Source organism: Pseudomonas sp. GW821-FHT09C08 (assembly GCF_059418125.1).
The window spans coordinates 125,573-147,281 of sequence record NZ_JBWKPG010000001.1; the positions used below are offsets into that span (position 1 = coordinate 125,573).

The 21,709-nt window shown below is 63.3% G+C and carries 16 protein-coding genes; 3 read left to right on the forward strand and 13 right to left on the reverse strand.

The features are described 5' to 3' along the window. Window positions 1-6 precede the first annotated feature (6 nt). The 3 genes from AC07OJ_RS00560 to AC07OJ_RS00570 form a co-directional block, all read right to left on the reverse strand. Window positions 7-2,238 (reverse strand): xanthine dehydrogenase family protein molybdopterin-binding subunit, encoded by a 2,232-nt coding sequence (locus tag AC07OJ_RS00560; RefSeq protein ID WP_495093660.1) that lies wholly within the window; start codon window positions 2,236-2,238, stop codon window positions 7-9. Next, complete coding sequence (locus AC07OJ_RS00565) at window positions 2,238-2,693, reverse strand: (2Fe-2S)-binding protein (RefSeq protein WP_065905649.1); 456 nt, start codon at window positions 2,691-2,693, stop codon at window positions 2,238-2,240. The genes AC07OJ_RS00560 and AC07OJ_RS00565 overlap by 1 nt, the downstream gene beginning before the upstream one ends. Before the next feature lie 138 nt (window positions 2,694-2,831). Then, window positions 2,832-4,532, reverse strand: a complete 1,701-nt coding sequence (locus tag AC07OJ_RS00570) for an AMP-binding protein (protein ID WP_495093661.1) — start codon at window positions 4,530-4,532, stop codon at window positions 2,832-2,834. Between the two features lie 276 nt (window positions 4,533-4,808). Here AC07OJ_RS00570 and AC07OJ_RS00575 point away from each other — a divergent pair, with 276 nt between their 5' ends. Further along, complete coding sequence (locus AC07OJ_RS00575) at window positions 4,809-5,585, forward strand: ABC transporter substrate-binding protein (RefSeq protein ID WP_065905654.1); 777 nt, start codon at window positions 4,809-4,811, stop codon at window positions 5,583-5,585. Between the two features lie 84 nt (window positions 5,586-5,669). On the opposite strand, the gene AC07OJ_RS00580 is transcribed toward AC07OJ_RS00575, so the two are convergent. The 4 genes from AC07OJ_RS00580 to AC07OJ_RS00595 all read right to left on the reverse strand — a co-directional run bounded on the left by AC07OJ_RS00580 (window position 5,670) and on the right by AC07OJ_RS00595 (window position 9,365). Continuing rightward, the gene (locus AC07OJ_RS00580; protein WP_065905656.1) at window positions 5,670-6,296 is read right to left on the reverse strand and encodes a helix-turn-helix transcriptional regulator; all 627 of its coding nucleotides are present in this window, start codon (window positions 6,294-6,296) and stop codon (window positions 5,670-5,672) included. Then, on the reverse strand, window positions 6,296-7,429 hold the full coding sequence (locus tag AC07OJ_RS00585; protein WP_495093662.1) for an NAD(P)/FAD-dependent oxidoreductase: 1,134 nt from the start codon (window positions 7,427-7,429) through the stop codon (window positions 6,296-6,298). Before AC07OJ_RS00585 ends, AC07OJ_RS00580 begins: the two co-directional genes overlap by 1 nt. After that, window positions 7,426-8,358 (reverse strand): ornithine cyclodeaminase family protein, encoded by a 933-nt coding sequence (locus tag AC07OJ_RS00590; RefSeq protein WP_495093663.1) that lies wholly within the window; start codon window positions 8,356-8,358, stop codon window positions 7,426-7,428. Before AC07OJ_RS00590 ends, AC07OJ_RS00585 begins: the two co-directional genes overlap by 4 nt. A 68-nt stretch (window positions 8,359-8,426) precedes the next feature. Then, a complete protein-coding gene (locus tag AC07OJ_RS00595) occupies window positions 8,427-9,365 on the reverse strand; it encodes a LysR family transcriptional regulator (protein WP_065905660.1) in 939 nt (312 codons plus the stop codon). 109 nt (window positions 9,366-9,474) lie between these two features. Here AC07OJ_RS00595 and AC07OJ_RS00600 point away from each other — a divergent pair, with 109 nt between their 5' ends. Continuing rightward, window positions 9,475-10,974 (forward strand): CoA-acylating methylmalonate-semialdehyde dehydrogenase, encoded by a 1,500-nt coding sequence (locus tag AC07OJ_RS00600; protein WP_495093664.1) that lies wholly within the window; start codon window positions 9,475-9,477, stop codon window positions 10,972-10,974. Between the two features lie 130 nt (window positions 10,975-11,104). On the opposite strand, the gene AC07OJ_RS00605 is transcribed toward AC07OJ_RS00600, so the two are convergent. The 4 genes from AC07OJ_RS00605 to xylA all read right to left on the reverse strand — a co-directional run bounded on the left by AC07OJ_RS00605 (window position 11,105) and on the right by xylA (window position 16,510). Then, window positions 11,105-12,241, reverse strand: coding sequence for a sugar ABC transporter permease (locus tag AC07OJ_RS00605; protein ID WP_120448152.1), 1,137 nt, complete (start codon window positions 12,239-12,241; stop codon window positions 11,105-11,107). Continuing rightward, a complete protein-coding gene (xylG, locus tag AC07OJ_RS00610; RefSeq protein ID WP_177410346.1) occupies window positions 12,242-13,789 on the reverse strand; it encodes a D-xylose ABC transporter ATP-binding protein in 1,548 nt (515 codons plus the stop codon). Window positions 13,790-13,794: 5 nt separating this feature from the next. Beyond that, entirely contained in the window at window positions 13,795-14,796 is a 1,002-nt protein-coding gene (xylF, locus tag AC07OJ_RS00615; protein WP_065905667.1) for a D-xylose ABC transporter substrate-binding protein, read from the reverse strand. A 397-nt stretch (window positions 14,797-15,193) separates the two neighbouring features. Beyond that, on the reverse strand, window positions 15,194-16,510 hold the full coding sequence (xylA, locus tag AC07OJ_RS00620; protein ID WP_120448154.1) for a xylose isomerase: 1,317 nt from the start codon (window positions 16,508-16,510) through the stop codon (window positions 15,194-15,196). Window positions 16,511-16,649: 139 nt separating this feature from the next. On the opposite strand from xylA, the gene AC07OJ_RS00625 reads away from it, so the two are divergent. Continuing rightward, window positions 16,650-17,825, forward strand: a complete 1,176-nt coding sequence (locus tag AC07OJ_RS00625; protein ID WP_106804448.1) for a XylR family transcriptional regulator — start codon at window positions 16,650-16,652, stop codon at window positions 17,823-17,825. A gap of 114 nt (window positions 17,826-17,939) precedes the next feature. Here the strand turns inward: AC07OJ_RS00625 and AC07OJ_RS00630 are convergent, their stop codons facing one another. Continuing rightward, on the reverse strand, window positions 17,940-19,217 hold the full coding sequence (locus tag AC07OJ_RS00630) for a carbohydrate porin (protein ID WP_065905677.1): 1,278 nt from the start codon (window positions 19,215-19,217) through the stop codon (window positions 17,940-17,942). 57 nt (window positions 19,218-19,274) lie between these two features. Further along, window positions 19,275-21,683 carry a glucose/quinate/shikimate family membrane-bound PQQ-dependent dehydrogenase gene (locus AC07OJ_RS00635; protein ID WP_495093665.1) on the reverse strand — a complete coding sequence of 803 codons (2,409 nt, stop codon included), beginning with the start codon at window positions 21,681-21,683 and terminating at the stop codon, window positions 19,275-19,277. Between the last annotated feature and the right edge of the window lie 26 nt (window positions 21,684-21,709).

Below are 21,709 nucleotides of genomic sequence, written 5' to 3' on the forward strand. Positions count from 1 at the left end.
TGTCGGTCAGCTGAAGGTATAGCGGCTCAAGGGCAGGCTGCGGATGCGCTGGCCAGTCAAATGTGCGACCGCATTGGCCACGGCTGGCGCCACTGCCGGCAACGGGGGTTCGCCGATACCGCCCATCTTTTCGCCGCTCTCGACAATCCGTACATGCACCTGCGCCATCCGCGACGGCGGCAGGATCGGGTACAGGTCGTAGTTGCGCGCCCGTGGCTTGCCGTCCACGTACACCGCTTCCTCCAGCAGGGTCTGCGACAAGCCCAGGGCCACCGCGCCATTGACTTGCGCCTCGATGATCGCCGGGTTGACGATGCTGCCGGGGTCGATGGCTTCCCAGATGTGGTGCACCTTGACCTGGCCCTGATCGATCGACACTTCGGCGACCACCGCCGCATGCGAGCCGAACGGCGAGGCCATGGCCACGCCACGCGCGCGCCGGGTGCCATCTTCGGCGGTGTAGGGCCCGCGCTTCCAGCCACCGGACAGCTCGCCCACCGCCTGCAGCAACGTGGTCAGCCGCGGGTTGTCACGCAGCAGGTGCAGGCGTAATTCGTACGGGTCGTGACCGCCCTTGTCCGCCAGTTCATCGAGGAATGCTTCATAGAAAAAGTCGTTCAGCGAATTGCCCACCGAACGCCAATAGCCCAGCATCACCGGGCCTTTCACGTAGATCTGCGCGATGCGCTTGTTGGGAATCGCATAGGCCTTGCCCGACAGCCCTTCCAACGCGGTAGGGTCGATCTTGTCACCCTGTTTACCGGCCAGGCCTTCGGTCGGGCCCTCGGTGGCGCTTACCGCCTCGAGCGCCAGCGGCAGGCCTTGGTCATCCAGCGCAGCGCGGAACTTGACCACCGCGACCGGGCGCAACACATCGCGCAGGAATTCTTCCTCGCGGCTCCAGATCAGCTTGACTGGACGACCGACCGCCTTGGCCAAAGTGATGGCCTGCGGGTAAGGGTTGGCCGATTCATACAGGAAGTGCCGGCCGAAAAACCCGCCCAGCAGCGGCGAGTGCAGGGTGATCTGCGCAAGGTCGAGGCCGGTGCGCTTGGCGATGTCGGCGCGAAACATATCCGGCGCCTGGTTGGGCAGCCAGACCTCCAGTGAACCATCGGCGTTGAAGCGCGCCAGGGCGGACGGCGGCTCCAGCTGGGCATGGTTGACGTACTGGTTGTGGTAGGTGGCCTCGATGCGGGTCTTGCCATTGGCGAGTGCGGCGGCCACGTCGCCTTCGTTCTCGTCATCGCGCGAGGGGCCCTGCTGCGTGGCGAGAAAGTCACGGTGCTTGTCGCTGGAAAAATCCGCCGGCATCACGCGCAGGCTCGAATCGGCGGCAGCTTCCTGCCAATCGACCTGGATCGCCTCGACTGCGCGCTTGGCGTGCCACCAACGTTCGGCTACCACTGCCACCGCGCCGGGCAGCGTGTGGACGGAGTGCACGCCTTTCATGCCTTCGACCTGCGCCTGATTGCGCAGGCTGCCGACGGTCATGCCCAGGCGCGGCGCGTGCTGCACGGCGGCGTGAAGCATGCCGTCGACCTTCAAGTCGATGCTGTACTGCGCCTTGCCGGTGGATTTGTCGTAGGCATCCAGGCGTTTGACCGGCTTGCCGATCCAGCGGAACTGGCTCGGATCGCGCAGGGTGATGCTGGCGGGGTCGGGCACCGGCATGTCCAGCGCGCGGCCAGCCAGCTCGCCGTAGCCCAGCGAACGCCCGGACGCGCTGTGCACCACGCGGCCGGGTTGGGTGGTCAGTTCGGCCACCGGCACACCCAACTGCTGGGCGCCGGCCTGCAGCAGCATGGCGCGGGCGAGGGCGCCCAGGCGGCGCATGGTCGGGTAGCTCATGCGCACCGACATACTGCCGCCGGTGATGCGCATGCCGTTTTCCATCACCACGTAGGCGTCGCCGGGCGGCGCGGCTTCGACGATAAAGGTGGCAGGGTCGGCGTCGAGTTCTTCGCCAACAATTTGCGCCATGGCCGTGTGAGTGCCTTGGCCGCCTTCCATGAAGGGGCTGAGCAGGCGCACGCTGCCGTCCGGACGAATTTCCAGAAACGCCGGCACTTGGGTACCGCGCTCGGCCGGCGTGGCCGCTTGCACCCTGGCCGAGCCCAGCGGCAGGCCAAAGCCGATCACCAGCGCACCCACTGCCGTGCCCACCAGAAAGTGCCGACGCGACAGGTTGACCGGCTCGCCGAGCGGCAGCTCGAGCATTTTATTGCGCGTATTCATCAGGCGCTCTCCGGCTTGGCCAGCGCCTGCATGGCGCTGTGGATAGCGTTGTAGGTGCCGCAGCGGCACAGGTTGATCATCGCCGCTTCGATCTGCGCATCGCTGGGTGCGGGGGTGTGCTTGAGCAGCGCGGTGGCTGCCACCACCTGCCCGGACTGGCAATAACCGCATTGCGCAACCTGATACTCGACCCAGGTGGCGACCACGCGCTTGCCCACTTCATCGTCCTCGATCGCCTCGATGGTGGTGACCTCACGGCCTACCACCCCAGCCACCGGCGTGACGCAACTGCGCACGACATTGCCGTCCACCAGCACCGAACAGGCGCCGCATTGCGCCAGGCCGCAGCCGTACTTGGTGCCGGTCAGCCCCAGGTCATCGCGAATCACCCACAGCAAGGGGGTGTCCGCGTCGGCATCGACCTGATAGGTCTTCTGGTTGATTCGCAATTCCATGATTCACCTGCTGATCGACGGTAGTGGCGGCCTTTTTGGGATGGCCGCTCATTGTCGAACTCTAGACCACCGCGCAAGGGGCCAGGTATCCGATGGTCGATAAATCGGAGGATCAGGCAAGTAATCAACAGGAATGGACTACGACTCCACCGTCGGCCGCACAAAGTCCTCCTCGAAGTGCTCCTGCTCACCCCGCGTTTCACTCTGGCGTCGCAGCACTTCCATCTGCCGCAATTCCACCCGGCGAATCTTGCCGGAGATGGTCTTGGGCAATTCGCTGACAAACTCGATCCGCCGCACGCGCTTGTACGGCGCCAGGTGTTCGCGGGCGAAGGCGAGGATGTGCTGCGCCAACTCGGCGCTGCCGGGGGCGTCGTGGGCGAGGATCAGGAAGGCCTTTGGCACCGCCAGGCGCAGCGGGTCCGGGCTGGGTACCACGGCGACTTCCATCACCGCCGGGTGCTCGATCAGCGCGCTTTCCAGTTCGAAGGGGCTGATGCGGTAGTCGGACGCCTTGAACACGTCGTCGGCGCGCCCGACAAAACTGATGTAGCCGTCGGCGTCGATCTGCGCGGTATCGCCGGTGCGGTAGTAGCCGTCGCGCATCACCTCAGCGGTTTTTTCCGGGCTGTCCTCGTAGCACAGCATCAGGCCCAGCGGACGTATCGCCAGGGGCAGGGCGACTTCGCCCTCGGTGCCCGGCACGCCGTCGGCATCGAGCAGCGCCACCTGGTAGCCCGGCAGCGGCCGGCCCATGGAGCCCGGCTTGAGCAATTGCCCTGGGGTGTTGCCGACCAGCGCGGTGGTTTCCGACTGGCCGAAGCCGTCGCGCAACGGCAGGCCCCAGGCGTGCTGGATCTGCTCGATGATTTCCGGGTTCAGCGGCTCACCGGCGCCCACCAGTTCACGCAGGTTCAGACGGTTTTTGTAGCTGGCCAGGTCCTCCTGGATCAGCATGCGCCACACGGTGGGCGGCGCGCACAGGCTGGTCACGCGGTAACGTTCCAGCGTGTTGAGCAGGGCCGGCGCGCTGAAACGCGCGACGTTATGGATAAAGATGCAGGCGCCGGCGTTCCATGGTGCGAACAGGCAGCTCCAGGCATGCTTGGCCCAGCCCGGAGACGAGATATTGAGGTGCAGGTCACCCGGCTGCAGGCCGATCCAGTACATGGTCGACAAGTGGCCGACCGGATAGCTCTGGTGGCTGTGCAGCACCATTTTCGGCTTGGACGTGGTGCCGGAGGTGAAATACAGCAGCATCGGGTCGGTGGCCAGGGTGCGGCCTTCGGCCTCGAACTGCTCGGGGTATTCGAAGGCGGCGCTGTGCGCGACCCAGCCAGTGGGGGCGGCGCCCACGCAGATGCGGCTGCAGCCAGCGCCGAGGCCGTCAAACTTGCCGACATGCGCTTCACCGACCACCAGGTGGCGTACCTGGCCGCGCTCGATACGGTCACTCAGGTCATCGGGGTTGAGCAGGGCAGTGGCGGGGATGACCACGGCGCCCAGCTTGAACGCAGCCAGCATGGTTTCCCACAGCGCGACATCGTTGCCGAGCATCAGCAGCACGCGTTCGCCCCGGCGCACACCCAGGGCGCGCAGGTGGTTGGCCACCTGGTTGGAGCGCGCCGCGAGTTGCTGGAAGCTGTAGCGTTGCTCGCTGCCGTCCTCTTCGACGATCCACAGCGCATCCGCCGCGTTGCCTTCTGCCATCGCATCGAAGTAGTCCAGGGCCCAGTTGAACGCGTCCAGGTGTGGCCAACGGAAGTCGCGCACGGCGGTGGCGTAGTCGGTACGGTGAGCGAGCAGAAAATCCCGAGCGGCCAGGAAGGGCTGGGTCATGGTCGGTGTCCTTGATTATTGTTGTAGGGACATGGCTGTGATGCTGCGACCCCTCGGTTCCACCGGGGGGCTGAACCGAGTATAGGCACGCATAAATCTAGAGATGAACGCTCAAAAACACCGGTGCGTTGTGCAAAAAAGTCATAGGGTGGCGAGGCGATTTGACGGTGTGTACATAAAAGTCCAATATGGAATTATAAGTACAAATAAAGCTCTTTTTCGTCTGATTTTTTCTTCACGCTTGCCTAAACCAACAACAACTTGCGAGACACAACCATGAAGAAACGCTTCGTCATTCCCGTCCTGGCCCTTGGCCTGATCGCCTCCAGCCACTTGCTGGCCGCCGAGAAAACCCTGCGCATCGGCATCGAGGCCGCTTACCCGCCGTTTGCGTCCAAGACCGAGGAAGGCAAGATCGTTGGCTTCGACTACGACATCGGCAACGCTTTGTGCGCGCAGATGAAGGTCAAGTGCGTGTGGATCGAAGGTGAGTTCGACGGCCTGATTCCTTCCCTCAAGGTGAAGAAAATCGACATGGCCCTGTCGTCCATGACCATCAATGAAGACCGCAAGAAGTCGGTGGATTTCACCCACAAGTATTACTTCACTTCGTCGCGCCTGGTGATGAAGGACGGCGCGGTGGTGGATGACCAGTACGCCAGCCTCAAGGGCAAGACGGTCGGCGTGCAACGCGCCACGACCACCGATCGCTACGCCACTGAGGTGTTCGAGCCCAAGGGCATCACCGTCAAGCGCTACAGCAATAACGAAGAGATTTACATGGACCTGGCGGCCGGGCGACTGGACGCGATCTTCGCCGACACCATTCCCCTGAGCGATTTCCTGTCGATGCCACGCGGCAAGGGGTATGCGTTTGTCGGTCCGGAACTCAAGGACCCGAAATACGTGGGCGAGGGCGCGGGGATCGCGGTGCGCAAGGGTAATACCGAGTTGGTCAGCCAACTCAACAGCGCCATCGATGGTATCCGCGCGAGTGGCGAGTACCAGAAGATTTCGCAGCAGTACTTCAAGTCTGATATCTACGGCGATTGACCCTTGCAGCAGCCCGGCTTGCCGGCGATGGCGACCGCAAGGGCCCTATCGCCAGCAGGCCGGGCGCGTGCACAAAAGCTGCGTTCAGCCCTTCAATTCCTTCAAGTGCTTGTAGACCGTCGCCCGCCCCATGCCCAGCACATTGGCCACATAGTTGGAGGCGCTCTTGCCCTTGAACGCGCCTTCGGCATGCAGCGCCAGCACCAGCTCACGCTTGTGGTCACGGGTCAGCAGGTTCAGGCTCAATTGGCGTTCACGCATCCAGGCGTGCAAGAAGGTGTTGATGCGCTCCTGCCAGTCATCACGAAAGAGTGAATCCGGTTGCGGGATCAACTTGCTCGGCGACAGGAACAGATCCAGCGCCGCCTTGGCATTCTCGAACAGCGAGATATTCAGGTTGATGCACAGCACGGCCAGGCGGCGGCCGTTATGGTCATGCAGCACGGTGCTCAGGCTGCGAATCTTCTGGCCATCCCAATTGAGTTTTTCATAGGGGCCGATATTCACCTCGCTGACGTCATCGCTGAGCATGTCCTCCAGCGCCGACTCATCACCGATGCCACGTTTAGACAGGTTGTTGGCGATGTAATCGACTTTTTGCGTGCGCAAGTCATGCAGCACCACTTCAGCGTGGGGAAAGAACAGCGTGGCGATTGCGTCGGCAATCGCGCGGAAGTTCTGCATGACCTTGTCGTGTTCGGCGGTGTTCATCAATGCGGCTCCAGGCGGGCGGGGGAGAGCATACCAGCGTCCAGGCCGAACCGCGTCAGTTGCTCCGGCAGCGGCGCACCGCGCACCAGTGCGGCACTGGCCTGGCCCATGGCGGGGGAGGTCTGGATTCCATAGCCGCCTTGCGCCGCGACCCAGAACAGCCCCGGCACCTGCGAGTCGAAGCCCGCCAGCAGATCCCCATCGTGGACAAAGCTGCGCAGCCCGGCCCAGGTGCGGGTCGGGCGGCGGATGGTCAAGGTGGTGGCTTCTTCGATCTGGTAGATGCCCATGGCGATGTCCAACTCTTCGGGCTGGATATCCTGCGCCTCGACCGGGTCGGCGTTGGCGGGGGAGCCGAGGAACATGCCCGCGTCGGGCTTCATGTAGAAGGCTTCGTCGAGGGCCACCAGCATCGGCCAGGCGTGGGTGTCCTGGCCTTCGGGGCCGGCGAAGATAAACGCCGAGCGCCGCTTGGGTTGCAGGCCAATGGCGGAGGCGCCGGCCAGCCCGCCGATATGATCGGCCCAGGCGCCGGCGGCATTGATGATGATCGGCGCGGTGAAGGTGGCGTCCTGGGTATTCACATGCCAGAGACCGGCGCTGTCGCGGCTCAAACCGAGGACGTGGCTGTCAGTGCGCACTTCGCCCTGATTGCGGCGAATCCCGCGCAAATAGCCCTGGTGCAGGGCGTCGGTGTCAATGTCGCTGGCAGTGGGGTCATAAATCGCACCGTGGACTTTTTCGCGGCGCAGGATCGGCAGCATCGCACAGGCCAGGTCGGCGCTCAGTTGCTCGACCTGCGGCACGGTGGCCTTGGCGCTCAAGTACTGCGCGTTCAATTCATCCGGGTCGCCGATGAAGTCCACGGTCATTTCACCGCGCGGCGTCAGCAGTGGATGTTCGCAGAAACCGCTGGGTGGGTGGTCGAAAAACTCACGGCTGGCGAGGGTCAGCGCGCGCACCTGCGGGGTGCCATAGGCAGCGGTATACAGCGCCGCCGAGCGTCCGGTGGAATGGTAGGCCGGGTGGGATTCACGCTCCAGCACAATCACCTTGCCGTGTGGCGACAGCCAGAAACCAGTGGAGGCGCCGGCAATGCCGCCGCCGATGATGATGAAGTCTGCGTGGCTCATAGCTGTCTCCAAAGGGCATTAGCCAGTGCGATGTCTTCCAGGCCCAGGCCGCTGGAGCGGAAGAATACGTGACGGTCGTAGGAGGGGCGCGGCACCTGCTCGCTGAGCAACTCTGGCAGGTCGCCGACCACCGAACCGATGTCCCAGCCGTGTTTTTCGGCGGCAATCAGCATTTCGCCGGCCGAGCCTGGGGTGGTACGGCGATAGTCGCAGAACACCTGCATGTCGTTGAGGCTTTGCGGCGGCACTTCATGGGCGCGCGGGGCGTTGGTGCTGATGGAGGTGATCAACGCCGGCTTGCCCAGGCGCGCCGGGTCGATCACCGGCCCGGCCGAGGAGGTGCACAGCAGGATCACGTCGGCATCCTCCAATGCGGCATCGCAGGTTGAGGCGATCTTCAACCGCGGGTCCAGGCTTTCGAGCTGGGAATTTTTCCCGGCCAGGCTCGGCGAAAACAGGTTGATGCTCTGCCAGTCCCGCAGGTCTTTCACATACTGCAGATGCGCCTGCGCGACCTTGCCACTGCCGATGATCGCCAGGCGCTTTGCCTGCGGCGGCGCCAGTGCATCCACCGCCAACGCCGTGGTCGCGGCCGTGCGCGCGGTGGTCAGCTCGGCGGCATCGCACAGCAGCAACGGCTGGCCGGTTTGCATCGACATCAGCAGCGTCCAGGCGGTCACCAGCGGCCCTTGTTCGCGCACGATGTAGGGTGAGGTCTTGACCCCATACACGCCGTCCTGCGCCAGCACCCCCAGGTAGTTGATAAAGTCACCGCCGCCGTGGGGAAATTCCACCAACTGTTGCGCCGGTTGCACCGCGTGCCCGGCGGCGAGGTCGCGAAACAGCACACGCAGGATCTGCAGTACATCCACCTGAGCAAGTAACTCGCGGGCCTGGGCGTGGTTGATCACGTGAGGTGTGCTGGACATAGGCGCTCCGATTATTGAACTTATTTGTCCATTATGGACTTTTTGTTCTGTTGGGCAAGAGGCAAACCTCAGCCCTTGAATCGGAACCCGCCCGACAACCGTTCTTTCAAAAAGCCGACCAAGGCACTCACCGACTTCGGCACGTGGGGCGAATAGGGCCGTATCAGGTAAATCTCATCGGCAAATGCGCCCTTGAGCGTCCAGTCCTTGAGCACTTGCACCAGCTTGCCGCTGGCGAGCGCGGCATGGGCGCTGAAGTCCGGGAGCAGGGCGATGCCCAGGTGGTTGAGGGCCGCATCCCTCAACGCTTCGCTGTTGTTGGTGGCGAAGCTGCCGGCGATCGGTACGGTGACGCGCTCGAGGTGTTTGCTGCCGCGTTCGAAGGTCCAGGCGGGCTGGTCGCTGCCGCGTGGGTAGAACAGGCAGTTGTGGGCGCTGAGGTCGCCGGGTTCGCGCGGCTCGCCATGGCGTTGCAGGTAATCGCGACTGGCGACCAGCACCGAGCCGGTGTCGCAGAGCTTCCAGGCCACGTGGGTTTCTGGCACCTGGAAACCGTGGCGCACCGCCAGGTCGTAGCCTTCGGCGGCCAGCGAACTCAAGGCGTCCGACACATCCAGCTGGAGACGCACCTGCGGATACCGCTGGAGGAATTCGGACAAGTGCGGCACCAGTTGCTGGCGCGCGAACGCCACCGGGGCGGTGAGGCGCACCAGCCCGCGAATTTCCCCGGCCGAGTCGCGCACCGAGGAAAAACTGCGCGCGATCTGTTCGTAGGCACCGCGCACCTCACGGGTCAGCGACAACCCGGCATCGGTGAGGCGCACACTGCGCGTGGTGCGCGTCACCAAACGGGTACCGGTGGCTTTTTCCAGGTCGCTGATGCGCTGGCTGACCGCCGATTTGCTCACCCCCAACCGTGCCGCGGCAGCGGTGTAGGTGCCGTGTTCTTCCAGCACTGACAGCCAGTGGATGTGGGTCCACAGGCCTTCGATCTCGGATTTTTCCATGCGCTTATTGTTCGCTTATAAGGACAATCAGTTCTGGATTCTGCTCTGGTTTGGAACAAACCGAAAGCCTATCGTGTGTCCCAACGCCACCCACCTGGGATCTATTGCCATGACTACAACAATCGAGCACTACATCAACGACCAGCGCGTGAGCCGCGATGACCGGTATCAGGACGTCTACAACCCGGCCACCGGCGAAGTCACCGCCCGCGTCGCCCTGGCCAGCCGCCAGACTGTGTCCGAAGCCGTCGCCGCTGCCCAGGCCGCCTTCGCCGGTTGGGCCGACACCCCGCCAATCCGCCGCGCCCGCGTACTGTTCGAATACCTGCACCTGCTGCGTGAGCGCAAGGACGACCTGGCGCGCATCATCGTCGCCGAACACGGCAAGGTGTTCACCGACGCCCAGGGCGAAGTCGACCGGGGCATCGATATTCTTGAATTCGCCTGCGGCATCCCGAACCTGCTCAAGGGCGAACATTCCGACCAGGTCTCGCGGGGCATGGACAACTGGACCCTGCGCCAGCCACTGGGCGTGGTGGCCGGCGTCACGCCGTTCAACTTCCCGGTGATGGTACCGATGTGGATGTACCCGATCGCCATCGCGGCGGGCAACACGTTCATCCTCAAGCCGAGCCCGACCGACCCGAGCGCTTCGCTGTTCATGGCCGAGCTGCTGCATGAAGCCGGCTTGCCGAAGGGCGTATTCAACGTGGTGCAGGGCGACAAGGAATCGGTGGACGCGCTGATCGAACACCCGGACGTCAAGGCTGTGAGCTTTGTCGGATCGACACCGATTGCGCAGTACATCTATGAAACCGGCGCGCGCAACGGCAAGCGCGTGCAAGGCCTGGGCGGCGCGAAAAACCACATGGTGGTGATGCCCGACGCGGACATCGAGAAAACCGTCGACGCGCTGATGGGCGCCGCCTACGGCAGTGCCGGCGAGCGCTGCATGGCGATTTCGGTGGCGGTGCTGGTCGGCGATGTCGGTGACAAAGTCGTCGCTGCCCTGACCGAACGCGCCAAGCAACTGCGCATCACCGATGGCCGCGACCTCAAGGCCGAAATGGGCCCGATCGTGTCGCGTGCGGCCCTTGAGCGCATCAGCGGCTACATCGAACAAGGTGTGAAGGCTGGCGCGCAACTGCTGCTCGACGGCCGTGACTATGTGCCGACCGAAGCGGGGTTGGAAAATGGCTTCTGGCTCGGCGCGACCCTGTTCGATCACGTGACCAAAGAGATGAGCATCTACCGCGAAGAAATCTTCGGCCCGGTGCTCGCCTGCGTGCGCGTGAGTGACTTCGGCGAGGCGATCAAGCTGGTCAACGACCACGAGTTCGGCAACGGAGTGAGCTGCTTCACCCGCGACGGCAACATTGCCCGCGAGTTCGCGCGGCGCATCGAAGTGGGCATGGTTGGCATCAACGTACCGATCCCGGTACCGATGGCCTGGCACGGCTTTGGTGGCTGGAAGAAAAGCTTGTTTGGCGACATGCATGCCTATGGCACTGAAGGTGTGCGCTTCTACACCAAGCAGAAGTCGATCATGCAGCGCTGGTCGGAAAGCATCGAGCAGGGCGCGGAGTTTGCGATGCCGGTCTCCAAGTAACAACGGTTAGGACACCGCAGGACCTTTGTGGGAGCGGGCTTGCCCGCGATAGCGCAGGGTCAGTCAGGACATTTGTCACTGATAGACCGCTATCGCAGGCAAGCCCGCTCGCACATTTTTTTGCTTGCGTTCAGCGCCGCCCCGCCCGTGTACTCACATCCACCCACACCGCCAGCACCAGAATGCTGCCTTTCACAATCATCTGCCAGTAACTGTCCACGTCCAGCATCGACATGCCGTTATCCAGACTGGTAATCACCAGCGCCCCGAGCAACGCGCCATACACCGTGCCCGAGCCGCCGCGCATGGAGGTGCCGCCGATAAAGCACGCAGCAATGGCATCCAGTTCGCCCATGCTGCCCGCCGAGGGTGAGCCGGCGGCGAGGCGGGCCGTGTTGACCAGGCCGGCGAAGGCGCACATCACACCCATGATGCCGAAGATCCACAGTTTGACCGCCTGCACGTTGATGCCCGACAGGCGCGTGGCTTCCATATTGCTGCCCACCGCATACACGCGGCGGCCGAACACGGTCTGGCTGGTGACATAGCTGAACACGCCGAGCAGCACCAGGAGCAACAGCACCGGCACCGGGATGCCGTCGTAGCTGTTGAGGGTGGTGACGAACCCGGCCAGCACCGCGCCGATCAGCACTACCCGCAGCACGTCGCGCACCCGCGAGTGCGGCGCCAGGCCATGCAGTGCGCGGTTGCGCCGTTGTTTCCAGGTAAGGAACAGCGTCAGAGCAAACAGCAACACGCCGAGCCCCACGCCCACCGCGTGCGGCAGGTAACCCTGGCCGATATACACCAGCGACGGCGATACCGGAGCGATGGTGGTGCCGCCGGTGATCCCCAGCAGAATCCCGCGAAACGCCAGCATGCCCCCCAGGCCGACGATAAACGAGGGGATGCGCAGGTAAGCGGTCATGTAGCCGTTGGCCAATCCGATCATCAACCCGCACAGCGCCACCAGGCTGAGGTTGGCCAGCAGCGGCACGTGATAGACCACGTCCAGGATCGCCGCGAGCCCGCCCAATAATCCCAGCAGCGAACCCACCGACAAATCGATCTCGCCGCTGATGATCACCAGCACCATGCCGCAGGCCAGGATCCCGGTGATCGCCATCTGGCGCAGCAGGTTGGAGAGGTTGCGCGGGGTGAGGAAACCGCCCTCGGTCTGCCAGGTGAAAAACAGCCAGATGAACGCCACGGCGATCACCAGTGCGAGCATTTTGTAGCGGGTAAACAGCTGTTTGACCTGATTCATCTACGCGGTTTTCCGATCGTTATTATTGTGTTGGCTGAGCGCCGCGGCGAGCACCTGTTCCTGGGTGAGCCCCTGGTTGATGAAATCGCCGCGCAACTGGCCGTCGCCGATCACCAGCACGCGGTTGGACACGCCGAGCACTTCGGCCAGCTCCGAGGAGACCATGATGATCGACACCCCTTCGGCCGCCAGCGCGCCCATCAGCTTGTAGATCTCGTACTTGGCGCCCACATCCACGCCGCGCGTGGGCTCGTCGAGGATCAGTACCTTGGGCTGGGTCATCAGCATTTTCGCCAGCACGGCTTTTTGCTGATTGCCGCCGGACAGGCTGGTGATCGGCAAAAACGGGCTGGACGTCTTCAGGTGCATGCGTGTGATTTGCTGATCGATGCTGCCCAGTTCGGCTTCGGCGTCGATGCGGGTCATGTGCGCGTAGGTGTCGAGTACGGCCAGGGTGATGTTCTGGCCGACGCCCAGGTCCGGGATGATGCCTTGGCGCTTGCGGTCCTCGGGCACCATGCACAGCCCGGCGCGGATGGATTTGAGCGGCGTGCGGGTGTCGATCACCTGGCCGTCCAGCCACACCTCGCCGCTGTAGCGGCCGGGGTAGGCACCGAACAGTGCCGACACCAGTTCCGTGCGCCCGGCACCGACCAGACCGGCAATGCCGAGGATTTCCCCGCGCCTGAGGCTGAATGAAATATCGTCGACGCGTTTACGCCTGGGGTTGTCGACGTCGTAACAGGTGACATTGCGCGCCTCGAAAACCACCTCGCCGATGTCATGGGGTTGGGTGGGGTAGAGGTTGCTCATTTCCCGCCCGACCATCTGCGTGATGATCCGCGGGATATCCATGTCGGCCATGGCCGTGGTCGCGATGTGCTTGCCGTCGCGGATCACCGAGACGGTGTCGCACACCGCCGCCACTTCATCGAGCTTGTGCGAGATGTACACGCAGGCCACGCCCTTGGCCTTGAGGTCACGGATGATGTCGAGCAGCACCTCGATTTCCGAGCGGGTCAGGGCCGAGGAGGGCTCGTCGAGAATCAGCAGGCGCGCCTGCTTGTTCAGGGCCTTGGCGATTTCCACCAGCTGCTGGTAACCGCCGCCGTACTGCGACACCGGCAGCGCCACGTTCATGTCCGGGACCTTGAGTTCGCGCATCAACTGTTCGGCGCGATGGATCATCGCCGGGTAGTTCATGCGCCCGCCGGGCAGGGTCAGTTCGTGGCCCATGAAAATGTTCTCGGCCACCGACAGGTCGGGCACCAGCGTCAGCTCCTGGTGAATGATGACGATGCCGGCGGCCTCGGTTTCACTGATGGACTGGGCCTTGAGCGGCTGTCCGTCCCAGAGAATTTCGCCCTCCCAGGTGCCATACGGATAGACCGCCGACAGCACCTTCATCAAGGTGGATTTGCCGGCGCCGTTCTCACCGCACAGGCCGACACATTCCCCCGGCCGCACCTTGATATCGATGCCGTTGAGCGCATTGACCCCGCCAAAGCTTTTGACGATGCCGTTCATTTGCAGCAGGTAGTCAGCCATGGCGGTCACAGCCCGCCAATCTGCTCTTTGGTATAGAAACCGTCCTTCTCCAGAAGGTCGATATTGGCCTTGGTCAGCGGCGTCGGGGTCAGCAGGATGGTGTCGACCTGCTTGCTGCCGTTGTCGTACTGCGAGCTATAGGACGGCTTCTCATTGCGCGCCAGTTGCACCGACAGCTTGGCGGCTTCGGTGGCGATCAACTTGAGTGGTTTGTACACGGTCATGGTCTGGGTGCCGTCGATCACACGCTTGACGGCGGCGAGGTCGGCGTCCTGGCCGGAGATCGGCACCTTGCCCGCGAGCTTCTGCGCGGCCAGCGCCTGGATCGCACCGCCGGCGGTGGCGTCGTTGGAGGCGACGATGGCGTCGATCTTGTTGTTGTTCCGGGTCAGGGCGTTTTCGACAATGCCCAGGGCTTCGGTAGGGTTCCACTCCTTGACCCACTGCTGGCCGACAATCTTGATATCGCCCTTGTCGATGGCCGGCTGCAGCACTTTCATCTGGCCTTCGCGCAGCACTTTCGCGTTGTTGTCGGTGGGCGCGCCGCCGAGCAGGAAGTAGTTGCCCTTGGGCGCCGCTTGCAGCACACCGTTGGCCTGCATCTCGCCGACTTTTTCGTTATCGAAGGAGATGTAGGCGTCGATATCGGCATTGAGGATCAGGCGGTCATAGGACACCACCTTGATCCCGGCCTTCTTGGCTTCGGCGACGGCGTTGGTGAGCACGGTGGCGTTGAACGGCACGATCACGATCACGTCGACGCCGCGTGAGATCAGGTTTTCGATCTGGGAAATCTGCTTCTGCTCGTTGGCATCGGCGGACTGCACGAAGACCTTTGCATCGAGTTTTTCTGCCGCCGCGACGAAGTAATCGCGATCTCGCGACCAGCGTTCCAGGCGCAGGTCGTCGATGGAGAAACCGATCTTCGGGTGCGCAGGATCTGCCATCACCGGCAGGGCAAGCAAGGCCAGGGCAGTGGCGAGCAGCGTGCGTTTGAATGCTTTCATGGTGGTGCGTCCTTTTATTGTTGTTGGAAAGACACTGTGCGAAGACTCTAGGCGAACACTGTATTTGTGGCGAGCAGCCTCTTTGTGGCAAGTGGGTTCTTTGGGTTGAGCAGCCTCATTGTGGCTAGCAGGCTTATTGAGGCTAGCAAGCTTGTTGTGGCGAGCGGGCTTGCCCCGCGTTGGGCTGCGAAGCAGCCCCTATTGCAAGCGACCGGGTTCAACCTGGCACACTGAGGTGCCGGGTCTTGGGGCCGCTTCGCAGCCCAACGCGGGGCAAGCCCGCTCACCACAAAGAGCCCACTTGCCACAAAGAGGCTGCTCATCACAAAAAGCCCATTTGCCACAACAAGCCCACTTGCCATAACAAGTCCGCCAGCCAAAGGAAGTCCGCTCGCCATCAGGGATAGATAAACCGGTTGACCACCCCCTCCAGCATCTCCTGCCGGCCGCTCACCGCCTGCGGGTTCAGCTCGTGCTCAAAGGCATGCTCGGCCAGTGACGCGAGGCTGAACTCGCCCGCCAGTACGGCTTTGCCCAGCGGCTGCTGCCAACCGGCATAGCGCTGGTCCTTGAACTGCTGCAGGCGGTCGTTCTGCACCATCGCCGCCGCACGCTCCAGTGCCAGGGCGAGCACATCCATCGCCGCGACGTGGCCGTGGAACAGGTCGACGTCGTCCAGGCTCTGCCGGCGCACCTTGGAGTCGAAGTTGTAGCCGCCATTCTTGAAGCCCCCGGCCTTGAGGATTTCATAAGTGGCGAGCGTCATCTCCTCGACGCTGTTGGGGAACTGGTCGGTGTCCCAGCCGTTCTGCGGATCGCCGCGATTGGCGTCGATGCTGCCGAAGATGCCCAGCGACACTGCGGTGGCAATCTCATGATGAAAACTGTGCCCGGCCAGGGTCGCGTGGTTGGCCTCGATGTTGACCTTGATCTCGTGTTCCAGGCCGTATTCATGCAGGAAGCCGAACACCGTGGCGCTGTCGTAATCGTACTGGTGCTTGGTCGGCTCCTGAGGCTTGGGCTCGATCAGCAGGTCGCCCTTGAAGCCGATCTTGTGCTTGTGCTCCACCACCATGCGCATAAAGCGCCCGAGTTGCTCGCGCTCGCGTTTGAGGTCGGTGTTGAGCAGGGTTTCATAGCCCTCGCGGCCACCCCACAGCACATAGTTGGACCCCTTCAGCCGAAGCGTGGCATTCATCGCGCTGAACACCTGCGCGGCGGCGTAGGCAAACACTTGCGGGTCTGGGTTGCTGGCGGCGCCGGCGGCAAACCGTGGGTTGCTGAAGCAGTTCGCGGTGCCCCACAGCAGGCGGATGCCAGTTTCTTCCTGATGGCGTTCGAGCTGATCGACCATCTGCGCGAAGTGGTTGCGGTACTCCTTCAGCGAGCTGCCTTCCGGCGCCACGTCGGTGTCGTGAAAGCTGTAGTAGTCGATGCCCAGCTTGGAGAAAAACTCAAACGCCGCCTGCGCCTTGCCGATGGCCAGTTCCATCGGGTCTGCGCTGCGCTGCCACGGGCGCTTGAAGGTGCCCACGCCAAACATGTCGGCCCCCGGCCACACGAAGGTGTGCCAATAACAGGCCGCCATGCGCAGGTGCTCGCGCATGGGTTTGCCGAGGATCAGCTTGTTGGCGTCGTAATGGCGAAAGGCGAGGGGAGCATCGCTGTCGGGGCCTTCGAAGCGAACCTTCTCGACACCGGGGAAGTACGTCATGGCGTTTTCCTTATTGTTCTTGGCGGTGTCTGGATACTAGCAACGGCACCTGGCCTGCCGAGTATGAAAATCATCAAGGTGTGGTGCGATTTTGAGTGGCGGGGGCTAGTCTGTAGCGACTGGCCTTCGGACAAAAACAATGAAAACCCTACCGCCCGTGCACCGCATTGCCTTGCTGTTCAACGGCAGCAAGATCTACGACCGGGGCATCATCACCGGCATCGGCAATTACCTGAGCAGCACCCGCGCGTCCTGGGATCTGTTCCTTGAGGAAGACTTCCTGTGCCGCCTCAAGGGCATCGAGCGCTGGCAGGGGGACGGCATCATTGCTGACTTCGACGACCCGTTGATTGGCGAAGCACTGGCCGATATCAAGCTGCCGGTGGTGGCGGTGGGCGGCTCCTACCAGGATGCGCGTGCTTATCCCACCGGCATTCCTTACGTGGCCACTGACAACCATGCGCTGATGAAACTGGCCTACGAACACCTGATCGAGGCCGGCCTGACCCGGTTTGCCTGTTTCAGCCTGCCCGAGGCACAGGCCAATCGCTGGGCGCAGGAGCGCGAGAAAGCCTTTCGCTTGCTGCTGCAGCGGGACGGCTTGCACGTCGAGGTCTATCGCGGTTTGGGGACCAGCGCGCCGCTGTGGGACAGCGCAGTGGAGCAGCAGATCGCCTGGCTGCAGAGCCTGCCCAAGCCGATCGGCATCATCGCCGTCACCGACGCCCGCGCGCGGCAATTGCTGCAAGCCTGTTTGACTGCCGGCATCGCGGTGCCGGAGGAAGTGGCATTGATCGGCATCGACAACGACCCGCTGACCCGCACCCTCACGCGGGTGCCGCTCAGTTCAGTGATCCAGGGCACCGAAACCATGGGGCGCACGGCGGCGGCATTGCTGCACCAGATGCTGCACGGCAAGCCCTGCACCGGAACGCAGATCCTGGTGCCACCGGAGGCGATCAATGTGCAGGCCTCCAGCTTGCACCAGCCGTTGGGGAATCCGTATGTGATGCAGGCACTGCTGTTTATCCGCCAGTACGCGTGCCAGGGCATCAAGACCGCGCAGGTGGCGGCTTATGTGGGGGTGTCGCGCTCGTCACTGGAGTCGCACTTTCGCAAGGAACGCGGCTGCAGCGTGCATGACGAGATCCTGCGCTTCAAACTCGCCGCCGCCGCCAAGGGCCTGGAAAACCAGGCGCTGGCGATTGCCGATATTGCCCAGCAGTGCGGCTTCAAGTCCGCGCAGTACCTGCATACGGTGTTTCGGCGCGAGTTTGGCTGCACGCCGCGCGAGTATCAGCAGGGCACGTCCTAGGTCATTGTGGCAGCGGGCTCGCCCGCGATAGCGGTGTGTCAGCTTATTGATCCTGCTTGGAACTACCGCTATCGCAGGCAAACCAGCGCCTGCATTTTTTGACTGTTGAGACGCTTAGAACACGGCCTTGACCTGCAAGCCCAACACCAACGCGTTGTCGATGTCCGAGCCGGAAAACGCCCCCGGTTCGATGATGTATTGCACATCCGGGCGCAGGTTCAGCCAAGGCGTAGCCTGGTAGCCGTAGCTGAGTTCGATCAGCTGTTCGGCATTGTCCAGGTTGGGGTAGCTGTTGCCTGCGTTGAACGCCGCCAGTTCCTGCACGTCACGGCTGCGCGGGTTCGGCACGGCACGGCCATAACCCAGGGCGAGGGTATCGCGCGGGCGCCCTTCGAACGGTTTGTACAGCACTACGCCCGCGCCATACCACTTGCTGAACGGCGAGGCCGCTTCGCTGGCGGCGGAGTATTGGCCGAAGGCGTGCAGCACACGGCCGGCGGAGCTGCTGGAGGCCCATACGGCCTGGTCGATCAACAGGTAGTGACCGCCACGCCCGCTGACGTCTTTGTCGCTGCCGATGCGTTTTACATTCGAGCTGTCGTAGTAATAGCCCAGCTTGTATTCACCCGGCAGCGTGCCGGCGTGCTTGTACACCAGCTCGATCGGCACCACGGTGCCGGTGGTGTGCTTGGGCCCCAGGTGCCAGGCGCGGCTGGAGTTGCCGTTGCTGTCCGGGTCCACGTTGAAAGCGGCCACGCGCAGTTGCCAGGACGGCGAGAAGTCATACTTCACCCGTGCGCCCAGGCGCGCATTCGGGTAGTTGGTCCAGCCGCTGCCGCCGGACATGTTCAGCGGGTGCCCGCAGAATCCGGCGTTCATGAAGTTGCACAGAATGCCGCTGTCCAGGCCGCCAAGATCGTTGCCCATGGCCATGTAGCCGAGCTTGAGGTTCAGCGCCGGAGTGAACAGCGTGCGTTCGTAGCTCAGCTCGGTGAGACGGGTGTAGAGGCCGCCGTAGTTTTCCTGGATCGGCAGGCGGTTACCCACCAGGTCCTCGGAGGCGCTGTTGCCGCGCCGGTCATTGATGGTCAGCTGGATGCGGTCGCCATTGTTGAAGCCGTACAGCTTGCCCAGGTCGAACTGCACGCCGAGCTTGAGGTTCTGCGAATAACGCGCCGAACGGTGCTGGCCGCCGTGGGCGTTATAGGCGGTTTCGCCGCTGTAGTCGCCGGTAAAACGGATGCCTTGCTCGTCCAGCTCGCGGCGCAGTCCGCCCCAGTCGCCGGTCAGGGTGGTGTCGTCGGCTTGGGCGGGCAGGGCGGCACTGAAAGCCAGGCCCAGCAACAGGCGCCCAAGCAGGCGGTCGGGAAAAAAGTGAGAAGTGGGGGTCATGCGCGGTCTTCCAAAAGCCGAAAGCGCGGTGCGGGGGGCACCGCGCGAACACAGGAGTTATGGCAGGGTGTAGGCGATCACGTAGTCGCCACGGTCGGTGGACTGGCGTGCGCCGCCGGCGGTGATGACGATGTACTGCTTGCCGGTTTTTGGCGACACGTAGGTCATCGGGCCACCCTGGCTGCCGACGGGCAGGCGGGCTTTCCAGATTTCATCACCGTTGGCGCTGTTGAACGCGCGCAGGTAGAAGTCCTGGGTGCCGGCAATGAAGATCAGGCCGCCCTGGGTCGACAGGGTGCCGCCGAGGGTCGGCAGGCCGATCTTGATCGGCAGGTGCATGCGGATGCCCAGCGGACCGGTGTCTTCAACGGTGCCCACCGGCACTTGCCACGCGACCTTTTGGGTCTTCATGTCGATGGCGGTGAGGGTGCCGAACGGCGGCGCCTGGCACGGAATGCCGGCCACCGACAGGAAGCGGTTTTTGTTCACCGCATATGGCGTGCCCTTGAGCGGTACTGCGCCCATGCCGGTGTTCAACGCTTCGCCACCGGACGAGGCTTGCGCCTTGTTCTGCGACGGTATCATCTGGATCCACAGGCCCAGGCGCATGTCGTTGACGAAGATAAAACCGTGCACCGGGTCGGTGGAGATGCTGCCCCAGTTCATGCCACCCAGGGAGCCAGGGAAACTCAGCGACTTGTCGGTGCCTGGCGCGGTGTACAGGCCTTCATAGCGCATGCCCTTGAAGTCGATGCGGCACAGCAGTTGGTCGTACGGCGTGGCGCCCCACATGTCCGACTCGGTCAGGGTCTGCGCGCCGATCTGCGGCATGCCCACGGATTTCGGCTGGGTCGGCGAGTAGGGTTCGTCAGGGATGTTGGCGGCCTTGACCGGGACTTCCTTGACCTCGGTCAGCGGCTTGCCGGTGGCGCGGTCGAGCACATAGATCTGCCCGGCCTTGGTGCCGATCACCACCGCTGGAACCGCCTTGTCGCTGCCCGGTGGGGTGAAGTCGATCAGGCTCGGTTGCATCGGCAGGTCGAAGTCCCACAGGTCATTGTGGACCGTCTGGTACACCCACTTTTCAGCACCGGTGGAGGCATCCAGTGCCAGCACCGAGGCGCCGTATTTGTGGTTAAGTTGAGTACGTTCGACGCCGTAGATGTCGGTGGACGAGCTGCCCATCGGCAGGAAGACCGTGTTCATCAGTGGGTCATAAGACATCGGCGCCCAGCTGTTCGGGGTGCTGCGCACATAGGTGCTGCCGTCGGCCGGTGTTTGCTTGTCTTGCGGGTTGCCCGGGTCGAAGGCCCAGCGCATTTGGCCGCTGATCACGTCGAAGCCACGGATCACGCCGCCAGGCATGTCGGTCTGCACGTTGTCGGCGACGCGGCCGCCGACCACCACGGTGGTGCCGGCAATCAACGGCGCGGACGACAGCTGGTAGTAGCTGTCCGGTACATCGCCGAGGCCGGCCTTGAGGTCCACCTGGCCATGGGTGCCAAAGTCTTCGCAGAATTTGCCGGTGTCGGCATCCACGGCGATCAGGCGCGCATCAATGGTGTTGGTCAGCAAGCGGCGCTGGCACTGCGCACCGGCAGGCACGCTGGCGGCAATGATCGGCGAGCTGTTGGGCTGGGTCGGCTGGGCGATCGGCGCGGTGGCGTCGAAGTAGGCCATGCCCCGACAACGCTGCCAGACCGCCGATTTGGCGTTGACCTCGTTCTTCCACAGCTCTTTGCCGGTGTCGGCGTCGAGGGCGATCAGGTTGTTGTGCGGCGTGCAGATAAACACCTTGTTGCCGATCTGCAAGGGCGTGAGCTGGTCTTCGGCACCGTTGCCGTCGCTGATCGCCACGTCACCGGTGTGGTAGGTCCACGCCACCTTGAGTTTGTCGATATTGTCGCGATTGATCTGGTCCAGCGCGGCGAAGCGGCTGCCACCTTCGGTGTTGCCGTAGTGCGCCCAGTCTTTCTGCGCGTCGGCTGCAGCCACCGGCGTGATGCCCGGGCCAGTACCGTTGGGCGCGACACTCGGATGGGCGACAAACATATTGCCCGCCGCAACCGCCACACCCACCGCCAGCACGGCGGCGACGCCATAGGCGCCGCGCGCAGGCCGGCCAGCCAGCAGCGGATAGACCAGCGCCACCACCAGGCCGATGGCCGCGAACATGAACAGCCGCGAGAACAGCGGCCAGAACACCAGCCCGACATCGGCCACTGCCCAGATCGCCGTCCCCACCAGGAACGCTGCGAACAACCACGCGCCAGCGGTCTTGCCTTGGGCGATCAACAGCCCGGAAACCGCCATGGCCACGCCACCGATCAGGAAGTACCAGGAACCGCCGAGGCTCACCAGTTTGGCGCCGCCAACAGCCAGCGCGAGGCCGAGCAGGGCGATGATGACGCCCAAACCCAGCAGGAGGAATCTAGAGGCGCCATGGGCGCGCGATGCTCGTTTCATATCGACAGGACTCGAAGGTGAGAGGG

What these genes read in the sequence shown, in the direction of transcription:
- xylA (WP_120448154.1), bottom strand. Translation starts at nt 16,510, where the DNA reads ATGACGTACTTCCCCGGTGTCGAGAAGGTTCGCTTCGAAGGCCCCGAC.
- xylF (WP_065905667.1), bottom strand. Translation starts at nt 14,796, where the DNA reads ATGAAAGCATTCAAACGCACGCTGCTCGCCACTGCCCTGGCCTTGCTT.
- AC07OJ_RS00600 (WP_495093664.1), top strand. Translation starts at nt 9,475, where the DNA reads ATGACTACAACAATCGAGCACTACATCAACGACCAGCGCGTGAGCCGC.
- xylG (WP_177410346.1), bottom strand. Translation starts at nt 13,789, where the DNA reads ATGGCTGACTACCTGCTGCAAATGAACGGCATCGTCAAAAGCTTTGGC.
- AC07OJ_RS00580 (WP_065905656.1), bottom strand. Translation starts at nt 6,296, where the DNA reads ATGAACACCGCCGAACACGACAAGGTCATGCAGAACTTCCGCGCGATT.
- AC07OJ_RS00595 (WP_065905660.1), bottom strand. Translation starts at nt 9,365, where the DNA reads ATGGAAAAATCCGAGATCGAAGGCCTGTGGACCCACATCCACTGGCTG.
- AC07OJ_RS00575 (WP_065905654.1), top strand. Translation starts at nt 4,809, where the DNA reads ATGAAGAAACGCTTCGTCATTCCCGTCCTGGCCCTTGGCCTGATCGCC.
- AC07OJ_RS00630 (WP_065905677.1), bottom strand. Translation starts at nt 19,217, where the DNA reads ATGACCCCCACTTCTCACTTTTTTCCCGACCGCCTGCTTGGGCGCCTG.
- AC07OJ_RS00560 (WP_495093660.1), bottom strand. Translation starts at nt 2,238, where the DNA reads ATGAATACGCGCAATAAAATGCTCGAGCTGCCGCTCGGCGAGCCGGTC.
- AC07OJ_RS00635 (WP_495093665.1), bottom strand. Translation starts at nt 21,683, where the DNA reads ATGAAACGAGCATCGCGCGCCCATGGCGCCTCTAGATTCCTCCTGCTG.
- AC07OJ_RS00565 (WP_065905649.1), bottom strand. Translation starts at nt 2,693, where the DNA reads ATGGAATTGCGAATCAACCAGAAGACCTATCAGGTCGATGCCGACGCG.
- AC07OJ_RS00605 (WP_120448152.1), bottom strand. Translation starts at nt 12,241, where the DNA reads ATGAATCAGGTCAAACAGCTGTTTACCCGCTACAAAATGCTCGCACTG.
- AC07OJ_RS00590 (WP_495093663.1), bottom strand. Translation starts at nt 8,358, where the DNA reads ATGTCCAGCACACCTCACGTGATCAACCACGCCCAGGCCCGCGAGTTA.
- AC07OJ_RS00625 (WP_106804448.1), top strand. Translation starts at nt 16,650, where the DNA reads ATGAAAACCCTACCGCCCGTGCACCGCATTGCCTTGCTGTTCAACGGC.
- AC07OJ_RS00570 (WP_495093661.1), bottom strand. Translation starts at nt 4,532, where the DNA reads ATGACCCAGCCCTTCCTGGCCGCTCGGGATTTTCTGCTCGCTCACCGT.
- AC07OJ_RS00585 (WP_495093662.1), bottom strand. Translation starts at nt 7,429, where the DNA reads ATGAGCCACGCAGACTTCATCATCATCGGCGGCGGCATTGCCGGCGCC.